Source organism: Oxalobacter paraformigenes (assembly GCF_000158475.2).
GTDB classification, from domain to species: domain Bacteria; phylum Pseudomonadota; class Gammaproteobacteria; order Burkholderiales; family Burkholderiaceae_D; genus Oxalobacter; species Oxalobacter paraformigenes.
Genome location: NZ_KI392031.1, coordinates 375,758 through 388,251 on the forward strand (window position 1 = coordinate 375,758; position 12,494 = coordinate 388,251).

The following is a 12,494-nucleotide window of genomic DNA, read 5'->3' on the forward strand; positions in this document are numbered from 1 at the left end:
GGGGAAAATGAAAAAACGGGACATTGTGTCCCGTTTTTTGAATGGCCGGATGCCTAGACGCATTCCTTTTTGACGCAATCGACGAAATATTCCCATTTGCCGTTCTTTTCCTGCCGGATCAGGCCGTGGACGTCGGTTTCAAATCCCGGGAAGCGGTCGTTGAAATCGCGGGCGAATTTCAGGTAATTGACGATCGTCCTGTTGAAGCGTTCGCCCGGAATCAGAAGCGGGATGCCCGGCGGATAAGGGGTCAGCAAAATGGACGTGACGCGGCCTTCAAGTTCGTCGATCGGCACCCGCTCGATTTCGCGGTGGGCCATTTTGGCGTAGGCGTCCGACGGTTTCATGGCCGGGCTCATGTCGGAGAGATACATTTCGGTCGTCAGGCGGGCCACATCGTTTTCGCGGTAGAAATCGTGGATTTTCTGGCAAAGGTCGCGCAGGCCGAGCCGTTCATAGCGCGGATACGCGGCCGCGAATTCGGGCAGGATGCGCCAGATCGGCTGGTTCTTGTCGTAATCGTCCTTGAATTGCTGGAGGGCGGTCACGAGCGTGTTCCAGCGGCCCTTGGTGATGCCGATGGTGAACATGATGAAAAAGCTGTACAGGCCGCATTTTTCGACGATGATGCCGTTTTCCGCCAGATACATCTTGACGATGGAAGCTGGAATGCCGGTTTTCTCGAATTCGCCGGCAAGCGACAGGCCGGGGGTGATGACCGTTGCCTTGATCGGGTCAAGCATGTTGAACCCGGGGGCGATGTCGCCGAAACCGTGCCAGGTGTCTTCCGCTTTCAGTATCCAGTCTTCGCGCTGGCCGATGCCGTTTTCGGCAAAATCGTCCGGGCCCCAGACTTCGAACCACCAGTCCTTGCCCCATTCCTTTTCGATTTTTTTCATCGCGCGGCGGAAGTCCAGCGCTTCGAGAATGGATTCCTCGACCAGCGCCGTGCCGCCCGGCGGTTCCATCATGGCGGCGGCCACGTCGCAGGACGCGATGATCGCGTACTGGGGCGAGGTGGACGTGTGCATCAGGAAGGATTCGTTGAAAATGTTCTGGTCGAGTTTGACTTCTTCCGATTCCTTGACGAGGATTTGCGAAGCCTGCGACAGGCCGGCCAGCAGCTTGTGCGTGGACTGCGTGGAAAAAATCATCGATTGTCTGGCGGGCGGACTGTATTTGCCGATGGCATGCATGTCGCGGTAAAAATCGTGGAAAGCGGCGTGCGGCAGCCAGGCTTCGTCGAAGTGAAGCGTGTCGATTTCGCCGTCCAGCATGGTTTTGATTGTTTCGACGTTATAGACGATACCGTCGTAAGTCGATTGGGTGATGGTCAGGATGCGCGGTTTTTTGTTCACCGCGTCCCGGGCGAACGGGTTGGCCTCGATTTTTTTCCGGATGTTTTCGGGCTCGAATTCCGCTTTCGGAATCGGGCCGATAATGCCGTAATGGTTGCGCGTGGGCATCAGGAAAACCGGAATGGCGCCGGTCATGATGATGGCGTGCAAAATCGACTTGTGGCAGTTGCGGTCAACGACGACGATATCGCCGCTGGCGATGGTGGAATGCCAGACGATCTTGTTGGACGTCGAGGTGCCGTTTGTGACGAAATAGCAGTGATCGGCATTGAAAATGCGGGCGGCGTTGCGTTCGCTCTGGGCGACCGGGCCGGTATGGTCCAGCAGTTGCCCCAGTTCCTCGACCGCGTTGCAGACGTCGGCCCGCAGCATGTTTTCACCGAAGAACTGGTGGAACATCTGGCCGATCGGTGATTTCAGGAAAGCGACGCCGCCGGAGTGGCCCGGACAGTGCCAGGAATAGGAGCCGTCCTGCGCGTAATGCATCAGGGCGCGGAAAAACGGCGGGGCCAGTCCGTCCAGATAGGTTTTCGCCTCGCGGATGATATGCCGCGCGACGAATTCCGGCGTGTCCTCGAACATGTGGATGAAGCCGTGCAACTCGCGCAACAGGTCGTTCGGGATATGCCGGGACGTGCGGGTTTCGCCATAAAGATAGATCGGGATGTCGGCGTTCTTGCTGCGGATTTCGGTCACGAAGGCGCGCAGGGGTTTCAGGGCCTCGTTGATTTCTTCTTCACTGCCTTCGCCGAATTCCTCGTCGTCGATGGACAAAACGAAAGCGGATGCGCGCGACTGCTGTTGCGCGAACTGCGAAAGGTCGCCATAGCTGGTGACGCCCAGGACTTCCATTCCTTCATCTTCCATCGCTTTGGCCAGCGCGCGGATACCCAGTCCGGAAGAATTCTCGGAACGGTAGTCTTCGTCGATGATGACGATAGGAAAGCGAAATTTCATCGCAATCTCCAAGTGTGACGGTGGGAAAAGGCAGCGGGCATCCCCTTGTTCTGCCAGGTTTTTTCGGGGGGTCGGCCATGCCGGAAATTTTGTCCCGAATTATACGTTATCTGGATTTTTTTGCATTTTTTATTCCCGTTTTCAGTGAAATGGCGGGCCAGCAAAACAACACCTTTCCGACAGGGACCGAAAGACCGGGGACGCCCAATGTCATGAGGATTGCCTGGAGGAAATTTTTTGTAAAAATCAATAAATTGGATAAGGGTATATGAATGGCCGGTTTGGCGTGGCCGGCTGTTTTCCCGCAAGGGATGGACCCGGCAACACGGCGTTTTCATAAAGGAAGCCGTCCCGATACCGGTCGATACGGGAGTGCCGTTCCGCCCGCATGCCGGTTCGCCGGCAAAAGGGCGGCCGCTAAAGGAATGGCGGACTCATCATGCCGTATGCGGCGCTCCGTCTGGAAAGCGGGCAAAAATGCGGGGAACGCGTTTTATGAAGGTTTTCCGAAGCGGGCAAAACGTGATGGAGCCGGACTTTTTCCGGTAACGGAGAGAGGAAATGAGGATTTCCCGGGGGAATAAAGATAGGGGCGCAGATGAACTGCGCCCCTTGGGGAGTCGCGACACCGGAAACCGGGCGGGAGCCCCCTTTTCCGTGGCGTAAGCCACTGGAAACGGTCAGCGCTCAGAACCGGTGGGTAATGCCGATCTGCACGCCGGTGATGCTGTCTTCGTTATAGCCGCTGCCTCTGAAGAAATTGGAAATGGCTTCGTTTTCAAAGTCGGTGTAGGCCAGAATGCCATATAAAGACGTTCTCTTGGACAGGTCGTAGATGTAACCGAGGCCGTACTGCTTCAGATCGGCCGAGCTGTTGTCGGCCCAGTAATTTCCGCCATCTTCTGCCGGGACGCCGCGGACGTCTTTGAGCTTGACGTAATTGAACGACGCTTTCAGGGTGCCGGGGCCGATGACATAGTTCAGGCCGACGAGCCAGCTGTTCATGTCGGCTTTAAAGCCGTTGATCAGGGAAGAATCATCGGCGCCGCTATTTGATTCGCCGCCGTGACGCCAGCCTTTGTCTCTGGTTTTTTCGTAGGCGAGCGACAGTCTCAGCTTGCCCCAGCTGTAGGCGCCGCCCAGATTCCAGCGATACGAGTTGTTGGAGTCGTCCAGACGGCTCCAGTTGCCGAGCAAGGTGACCGGGCCGTTGTTGTACAGGATGGAACCGGCATAACCGTCGTTATCGGCGCCGGCCTGAACGAACGCGTTATTGGCGTCACTGCCCCGGGTATTCCGCCCCAGCGTGTAGGTGGCGCCGATCTGGAAGCCGGAAAGGTTCGGGCTGTCATAGCGCACCGTATTGGAAATGCGGCTTGAGCGCTGGGTCGAATACGGCATGTTGGCGATACTGTCGTTGTCGAACGGGTCGAGCGTGCGCAGGGTTTCAGTCGGCAGTTCATTGACGCGTCCCAAACGGACAGTGCCGAAGGGGCCGCTGATGCCGACATTGGCGCCCCCGTCCCAATCGACTTCACCCAGATTGGTGCCGTCGTTCAGATTGATCCGCTTTTCCAGCAGGAAGAGGGCCTTGTATCCGTTACCCAGGTCTTCAGTGCCTTTGAAACCGATACGGCTTTCGTGGTTGTTGCCCATTTCCACGTCAGAACCGGTTTCCTTGATGAAGCCGGTATCCACGAGACCGTAAATGGTCACGTTGCTCTGGGCGTGCGCCGCACCGGCGAATGTCCCGGCAAGCGCGAGAGCGAATAAGGTTTTCTTCATTGTTTCTCCGAATGGATGTCTGAGAGCTGCCTGGCTGTTCATGAGCGTTTGCGGACACTTTTTGCGTGTTCGCGTCCTTGTCCGGTTCCCATGATCGGGGAGGTTTCAATGCCGTGTTTTGATAAAAAACGAATGAAGGGAACGTTGGGAGAGATGTGTTGTTTTTACGTCAGCCGCCGGGCCGCAAGAGACGATTTCCGGCAAGCGTCCCGATCAGGCGGATTCCTCCGCCGGTATGGCGGTGCGCCGGAAGGCAGGGGACGGGAGCGGTTTTTCGATGGCCGCTCTTTACGGGCCGGCCGGAAGGAGTCCTGTCACGACGGGCCGGGTTCGACCGGTTTTTGCGGATCAGACGGCGGGGTCAGGGGACGGCGCCGGCTGGTACCGGACGGGGCATAACGCTGCGTGTGCGGCGCCTGTTCTCCAGAAAGAAAAGAAGAGCGCTTGCCTGTAACGGGTTTTTCGTCCTTGCTTTGGGCCAGACGGGAGTATCGTCTGGCCGGAAAGCGAAAACCCGCGATAGCGGGTTTCCTCTCGCAAGGCGGTCTCGCGCTGTTTAAGGGAAGGCACGCCACATCGTACTGGCGTGCCTTCCGGGCGGCACGGTTGCCGGAGCCTTGTTCCGTTCAGAACTTGTGGTTGATGCCGATCTGGACGCCGGTCACGCCGTCTTCCTCAAAACTCCTGCCGCGGAAGAACTGGGCGACCGCTTCGTCTTCAAAATCGGAATAGGCGAGCTGGCCGTACAGCGTAGTGCGTTTGGACAGGCTGTAGAAATAGCCGGCGCTGTATTTCTTGACGTCGCCGGAATCGTGATCGTTCCAGTAGGCAAGGCCTGAATTTTTGACGTCCTTGACTTTCATCCAGTTAAATGACGCGCCGACACGGTGCGCTCCGGTTTTGTAATCCGCCGAAAGAATCCAGTTGTCCTGTGTGGAGCTGGAGGATTTCAGCTTGTTGCTGGAACTGCCCATTTTCCAGCCCTTGTCGTCGGTTCTTTCGTAGCCCAGACTGACCTTGACGGGACCGAATTTGTAGGCGCCGCCAAGGCTCCAGACATGGGATTCGTTGGAATCGGACAGGCGGCTGTAGTTGGCGAGCAACAGCAGGGGGCCGTTGTCGTAGTTCAGGCCGACGGCAAAACCGTCGTTGTCGGCCTTGTTTTTGGTGACGTCGTCGTTGACATGCTGGGTATTCTGGCCGAGATAGTAACCGAGGGAGGCCCTGAAACCGCCAAAGCTTGGCGAGTCGTAACGGGCGACGTTGCTGATACGGCTGGTGCGCTGGGTGCCTTTCATCATGCTGCCGACGCCTTCCTGATTGAACGGATCCAGACGCCGGAAGCTTTCGGTTTCGATTTCATTCATGCGGCCCAGACGGAGGGAACCGAAAGGCCCCTTGATGCCGACGTTGGAGGCGCCGTCCCATTCGGGGTCGCTTCCCTTGCCGTTCCACAGGTCAAGCCGCTGTTCCAGCTGGAAGGTGGCCGCGTAACCGCTGCCGAGGTCTTCGGTTCCGCGGAAACCGATACGGCTGTCGTTCCATTCGCCCATTTGCAGATCGGAACCCGTTTCCTTGATGTAGCCGGTATCGACGACCCCGTAAATGGTCACGTTGGTCTGCGCATGCGCCATGCCGGCGAAAGCGGCCAGCAGGGAAAGGGCAAGCAATTGTTTTTTCATGTGTCACTCCAGATAAAAATGAACGTTTCTGCGTTAAAGAGCTTGTTTTCTGTTTCGCTCACGTTCATCTAAACGGTTTCGTGTGACGGTTTTGTGACAATGGAAATGCCGGGTAAAAAGCCTTTTTTTCATGCGGAAAAAGGAGGGGAAGTGTGGCGGATTTGCATCGTTTGCCTTGTCGTGGTCTTGACAGGCGAGAAAGAGACGATGGACAGGCGCATCCGGGCGGAATGCGCTTTTCCGGAAAGGGACGCGCCTTCCCAATTGTGACGCCGTTTGGCATGCCGCCATTGACGAAAAACCGCCTTTCTAACTCGAAAATGGCGGCATAAGCGCTGCCGGGGGGTGCGGTCTTTAAAACCGATGCGGCGGCTGTTTTGCGGGCTCATTTTGAGATCGGAACCGGTTTCCTTGACCATAGCGGTGTCGAAAAACCATATAGGGTCACATTGGCCCGTGCCTGCGCCATGCCGGTGAAAATGGCCAGCGTGGATAGTGCAAGTCCATGTTTTTTCATGGAAAACTTCTGAAAAAGAAGGGACGGTCTTGTGGAGAATGCGTTGTTGGAACGTCGGCCTTTTGGGGGGGCAGCCTTCGCTTTTGCGGTTCCTGCCGCGTTCTTCACGAGTCTGTTACCGCATAAGTCGTGCCGCTTTTAAACAGTGGAAAGACAGGCAGGGAAAAAGGCTGTTCCGGAAAAAGAAGGGGAAAACAGGCCCCGCGAAAAGGGCGGGAAAGGGCGGACGCGGCTTTTGTCTGCCGCGACAGGCGCGGCAACCGTCTCCGGAACAGGCAGGCGACTGAACCGGAAAGCTTCCGGAAGAACCTTAAAGAAAGAATTTTTTGGGCGGCAGGCCAGTGAAGGCCGCTATGGTCGCGACGGCATGGTCGAGATAGAACACTTCGAAAACCGGATTGTCGGCTGTCCGGTACTGGGTACGGACGGATTCGTTTGTGTCGAGAATCTTCTTTTTGACGGTCAGATTGTTTTCGAAGACCGCCTGTCCGGACAGGCGCAACCATGCCTCTTCCGGCGAGGCGACGGACAATTCGACGAAAGGATGGCTTTTCAGCTCATTGTAAACGTCTTTACGGTTGCTGGTGCAAAACCAGAGCCGGTCATCTTCTTCCAGCATGAACCGGAAAGGGCGCACTTTGGGTTTGCCGTCCATCCCGACAGTTGCCAGAAACTGGACGGGATTTTCCTGCAAAAACCGGACGATGATTTCCATAGCGGTGTCTCTTGTACCTGTCGATGTGTTGGGCGCGGGCTTTCGGCTTTGCCGTTCCGGGGCAACAAAATTCCCGTTTTGGGAAGCCGGACGGCACGTCGCGAAAGCCGGTGTGTTTTCCGTATGGTACTCCGTCGCAGGAAGATCAGCTATTGGTGAACGGCATAAACGGGGTGAAGGCGTCCGGTACCGTTTCTTTTTTTATACAGAAAAGCGCGGGCATGCCCTGTATCGGCGCCGCTGAAAGTGGACGGGGATACTGGCAGACAAGCCAGCGAAAGGGGGCGGCCGGAAACCGCGTCAGGAAAAAGTGGAGGCCGGTTTGTCCGAAGAAAAGGAGCGGGCGGGAAGTTTCCGGGAAAGGCTCCAAAGGAAATCAGGCGTGCAGACAGGAGCTGCACGCCTGTTTCACGAGGCTTGTCCGTTTCGGGCGCATGCGGCGGGACGGAGAGTGTTTCCCGCCTGCATCTTCCTTAAAACTTGTGCGTCACGCCCAGTTGAAATCCGGTGACGCTGTCCTCGTCGAAGCCGCTGCCGCGCAGATAGCCGGCCATGGCTTCCCTTTCATACTCGGTGCGGGCGACCATTCCGTAAAATGACGTCTTTTCCGACACATCATAGGTATAGCCGATAGTGAAGGTTTTCAAGTCCGCCGCATCCGGAGAATGGTCGTTTCCGTCATTGGCTCCTTTCACGTCTTTCATGTGAACGTAGTTGAGGGCGGCGTTGACGCGGCCATTGCCGGCAGCGTATTCCATGCCGACGCGCCAGTTGTCCCGGTCAAAACGGGATTCGACGAGGTCGTTGCCGGCGATATCCGGAGTGGCTTTGCCGGATAAAAACTGCGCCATTTTTTCACGGCTTCTGTCGTTCGCTTTTTCGTAGTTGACGGTAAATCGGGCAGGCCCGATAAAATAGCCGCTGTTGCTGGCGTCTGTTTCGCCGGAGAGGGAAACGGTTTTTGCCGCTTCGGTACCGGTATTGAAAGAAGCGGTTTTTCCTGCGTCAAAGGGCGTGTCCGCGGTTTTTTTCCGGAAAACGCTTGAGGTGCGGTGGAAAAAGGGAGAACCGGTGTGGCTGTCCGCCGGGAGAATGGCAATGGCGGGTTTCAGGGACAGCCGATCCCATGTTCCGGAAAGAGGCTGCCCGGAGGCCGGTTGCCCCTGAAGGGTTCTTTTTTCCGGTATGGCCGGGCTTGCGGCGGAAAAGGGCTGCCGTGTCTGCCAGCCGGAAACGACGGTTTCGGTGGCGTTTCCGTTCCGATTGGCAACGGATTGCCGGGCATGGGCCGAAAGCTTCTTTTTCCTCTGCCCCTTTTTGGCGGGGGCTGAGGATAGGGCAGGGTCCGGAGAGGGCGGAGTTGCCGCAAGGGAAGGCAGCGCCATCAGACCGGCCAGAAAACCGGGCAGACAAAACGCCAGGCCTTTCAATAAAGGGCGTAAAAGAATGGATGAACGATAAAACAAAAGATTTTTCATCGCAGTGATCCCGGTGGTCAGCACAACATGGCATTTTTTCAGGTCTTTTGCCATATCGACCTTATTTTTTGCCAAGATAGCACATCAAAACGCATGAAAAACCGATTTGTAACAATTTTTACGAATTTAAGGGAAGTTAGGTTGATTTTGGCAGAACTTATTGGAAATATGATGAGAAGACCGAAGGCGGAAAGGAACGGTTTTCCCGGATGAAGGCGTCAGATGTCCACTGCATCCGGAAAGGGAACGGGGCAATCATGCGGGAAAAAGGGGGGTGAATGCCGCCCGGAAGGGACGTGCCAGTCCGGTCTGTCTTCCGTGGGGAGACGGTTTTTATTGAATCGTTTCCGGGCGGAATCGGGCCGCGCGGTTTTTAGGATCCGGCGGGGCGCATGCCCTGGAAAACGGGCCGTTTCGGCAGGCGGCGACGCAAGCGGGGCCTGTTTTTTCATGCCGTGGCGACAGGCTGCCGGCGAAAAATGAAACCGGTCGAAACAGCCCTGCAGACTGTAAACGTTTTGCGGCCGGGCGACGGGATGGAATGCGCGCAGGGCCGGTTTGTTTCAGGAGGATAAAAAGAGTTCGTTTTGCCGGACAAGGGCGGCGGAAAAGGCAGGACGCATCCCGGCATCGGGACAGCAGGAGATGTTCCGGAAATGGCTGAAGCCATGTTAATGGCGCAGCAAGGTCAGCGGAGGAGAGGTTGCGCAGGCGCCGCAAATTTCTTCCGGCAGCGGCATGTTTCCGGTTTGGCGGAGTGCTGAAAGCGCGCAAGTCTGGAAACCGTCCGGTTCCGGCCGGAGGCAACCGTCAGCGGCATGATACGGGAAGGCATCCGGAAACGGCCGGAACACGCTTCTTTCCCCATTTTGGTAAGCGGCGCCGCGCCATATCACGGAAACGCAGGGATGGGAATGGCGGCGCGGCGGTTTTTCATGGAGCGTGTTTTGCCTGCCGGCAGCTGGCCGGAGCCGGAAAAAGCATCCCGAAAAATAGGGAAAGTGCCCTGGCGCGCGACGGGAACCGGTCTTTAAAGGTTCAGCCGGCTGTTTATGGCGTTCAGTCTTCGGGTCAGCTTGACCCATTTACGCTCGATTTTCCGTTTGCCCAGAAAACGGAACCAGTTGGCGAGGGGAATCAGTTCCGTTCCGCCCACACCGTCCACCATGACCAGCCGGAGGCCGGAAGGGGTCTTGCTGACTACCACATTGGAGATGGCGAGGTTGGCGGGAATGACGTTCCAGCGCAGCAGATAATCTTTCAACTGAAAATAGGCTTTTCTGAATTCCGCGATCTCTTCTGCTGTCAGGGAACGGGAGACATAGTCGCTTACAGTGGGCGCTGCCCGGAAAGAATCCGGTTCATCGGCGATGAATTCCTGTTCGATGCCAAGACGGTCTTTTTCATGAATCTCGCCATAATAGCGGGGGATGAAGTCGAAAGGGACGCCTTTTTTGATGAGGGTGTTGAAATACCGGATTTCCCGTCGTGTCTGCGTGGACTGGCGGATAGGGCTGAACTTGGCCATGCGGGTGGGATCGTCGGGATTCAGATAGCAGGAACGTTCTTCACCCTGTCCTATCAGGGGCCAGTTCGTATAGTCCGTCATGGCAGAAAGTGGTTGGTTGAAAGGAACAGGCTGAAAATTCTATCGTATCGCGGTTCAAAAAGCAAAGCGCGTCCGGAGCCGGAACGGCCGGGGACGCGGAATAGGCCGTTTCCGCCGTAAAGCGATGGATCGGTTTCTCTGCTGCCGACTCTTCCGGCTTCCCGGAAAAAAGCGGTAAAAAAGCAAACCGGCCGGCCACCGTTTCCATTGATTCAGGCAAGGAGGCACGAGTCGGAATGGCGGCGCAGGAGGTTCCGGAATGCCCGGCCTCGTTTTGTACCGGAGCAGGATCGTTTCACTGTCGCCGGATTCTTTAAAGAGGACAGGCGGCTTTAATCGGGAATGCTAAAAGATAAAACCGCTTCGCCTGCCGGTGGTATCCGGCAGGGCGCCCGGCGCTGTCCGGCATGCTCTCCGGATGAGAACGGCGTCTCCATGAGAGGCAACCCCCGGGCAAATGTCTGCCGCGCCTTTTCTTTGGGAAAAGGCGGTTTGCGCGAACGGTCTCCCTGACAGGGCCGGTATTCCGTTTTGAAAAGATGGATGGGATCGTTGACGCCTTGCGGGTAAAAAAGGCTGTTGCCACCCTGAATCCGGCAGGCGATCTGACGTCCCGCGTTTTCCCGAAAGGCAGGGATGTGGCCGATTGTTCGGGAAAGGAAGGCGTGTGTCCGGGGTTCCCGGTGTCAAGGAAACCTTGACCAATTCCTGCGGACTGTCCCGGAAACGCCGGGAGGCGGCCGAAAAGAAGAGAGGGCTTGTCTTAAGAGGTGAAGCACAGGATTTCGCGAAAGACTGGCGGGCGAGCCGGAGGCAAAACGGGAACCATTATCCGGTGCGGCGGTTTCCGGTGACCGGTGCGTTTTGAAGGGATTTTCCTGGCAGGCCGTCCGGAAAATCGGGTATGCGGCCAAAACGGCGCGGTAGTGAATCGGTCGTGCCGCCAATATTCCCTTCCCGCGAATCCGGCGTCTTTCAGGCCTGGCTTTCCGCCAGGGGATCGACGAGATTGACTTGCGGAAAATCTATTTTTAGCCAGTAAAGAAAACGTTTCCAGCGGCGTTCCATTTTCCGGCGTCCCAGAAACTTGAAATACTTCGAGACGGGAATCCACTCCGTATCGTAAACGCCGTCGATAACGACCAGTTTGATGCCGGACGGGGTTTGCTGTACCACGACATTGTTTTCATCGATGCCGCCAGCCAGTATGTTGTAACGGAGGAGATAGGCTTTCAGTTCGTTTACCGCTTTCCAGAATGCCCGTATCTCTTCTTTCGAGCGGGGAACAGCCATGTACTGGCGAATGGTGGGACTTGCCTGAATAGGCGACGTTCCCCGCTTGTCCGGGAGGAGGTCGTGTACGAGTTCCTGCTCGATGCCGATGAAACCCCCGCCTTTGATTTCGCCGTAGAATTTCGGCAGATGGTCGAAAGGGACGCCGCGTCCGATCAGGTATCTGAAATAGCTGATTTCGCGAAGAGTCTGTTTGACGCGGGATTTCCGGATGATTTTGACGCAGCGGGTCTGATCGACCGGGTTCTGGTAACAGGTACGTTCGGTGCCTTCTCCTATCACACGCCAGGAAGTATAGTCAGTCATAAAAGGTCAGGATGGGGTATCGGTTTCAACGGGATCGGGTTTTGTGTATTGCCGGAATGAAAATACCGGATGGGCTGCCTCTAAAAAACACATCGGTGGTATGACCGGTATTCGTCATTGAAAAAGCAGCCGGAATTTTTCATTTTAACATTTTTTTAACGAGGGTACGATAAAACGCAAGGGGTCGTCACTAAACGGGACAGGCGGAACCCGGTTTGAGTCCGGAATACGGTCGCTGGCGCCGGATGGAGGCGAATGCGGAAAAAACGTGACGTGCCGGACAGCGGTTTGCCGGGTGCGGGATAAAAGGGAGCGGTGCGGCTGTTCCGCCGGCAGGTTCGTCGCCAAAGGCGACTTTGTCCGAACCGGTTTTCAGCCAGGCAGGCGATTTTCCCGCTTTTGCGGGTGGCTCCCTTTCCTTTGAAACCGGTACGGTTGCCGCTGTGTTGCCCGGGTCAATGTCCGGGCCGGTTTTTCCGGATAAAAGCGGTACCGGCAAGACATAAACCGGGAGGCGGCGGGGCAAGCCTTTCCTGTACATTCCCGGGCAAGGTCAGAGCCAGAGGATTTTTGGTATTTTTTCTCCCGTAAAACAGGCGGGAGAGGAAATCTTCCCGCCTTGTGGGGTGGACAACCGGTAAAAACGCGGCTCTTTGCAGGACTGTGCGGTTTTACGGAAATGGCCGGCGCCACGCTTCCTGACCGGCAGGGCGACCGCAGGAAAACGGCTGTTTTTTGACACGCACGGTTTCGCCCATGCCGCATTGGGGCAAAAAAGCTGGCGCAGGCCGGGG

7 protein-coding genes are annotated in these 12,494 nt (G+C 56.5%); all 7 read right to left on the reverse strand.

Translation table 11 applies throughout. The features are described from left to right. Positions 1-53: 53 nt before the first annotated feature. The 7 genes from OFAG_RS05200 to OFAG_RS05280 all read right to left on the reverse strand — a co-directional run bounded on the left by OFAG_RS05200 (position 54) and on the right by OFAG_RS05280 (position 11,700). Positions 54-2,315, reverse strand: coding sequence for an arginine/lysine/ornithine decarboxylase (locus OFAG_RS05200; protein WP_005877439.1), 2,262 nt, complete (start codon positions 2,313-2,315; stop codon positions 54-56). 687 nt (positions 2,316-3,002) lie between these two features. Further along, on the reverse strand, positions 3,003-4,100 hold the full coding sequence (locus tag OFAG_RS05215; protein WP_020994889.1) for a porin: 1,098 nt from the start codon (positions 4,098-4,100) through the stop codon (positions 3,003-3,005). A 626-nt stretch (positions 4,101-4,726) separates the two neighbouring features. Further along, positions 4,727-5,782, reverse strand: coding sequence for a porin (locus OFAG_RS05225; RefSeq protein WP_005877437.1), 1,056 nt, complete (start codon positions 5,780-5,782; stop codon positions 4,727-4,729). Between the two features lie 827 nt (positions 5,783-6,609). Further along, positions 6,610-7,014, reverse strand: coding sequence for a pyridoxamine 5'-phosphate oxidase family protein (locus tag OFAG_RS05235; RefSeq protein WP_005877435.1), 405 nt, complete (start codon positions 7,012-7,014; stop codon positions 6,610-6,612). 473 nt (positions 7,015-7,487) lie between these two features. Further along, entirely contained in the window at positions 7,488-8,567 is a 1,080-nt protein-coding gene (locus tag OFAG_RS12740; protein WP_051346998.1) for a porin, read from the reverse strand. Between the two features lie 955 nt (positions 8,568-9,522). Beyond that, positions 9,523-10,101, reverse strand: coding sequence for a YrbL family protein (locus tag OFAG_RS05265; protein WP_005877433.1), 579 nt, complete (start codon positions 10,099-10,101; stop codon positions 9,523-9,525). Positions 10,102-11,076: 975 nt separating this feature from the next. Further along, positions 11,077-11,700, reverse strand: a complete 624-nt coding sequence (locus tag OFAG_RS05280; RefSeq protein ID WP_005877432.1) for a YrbL family protein — start codon at positions 11,698-11,700, stop codon at positions 11,077-11,079. Positions 11,701-12,494: the final 794 nt, after the last annotated feature.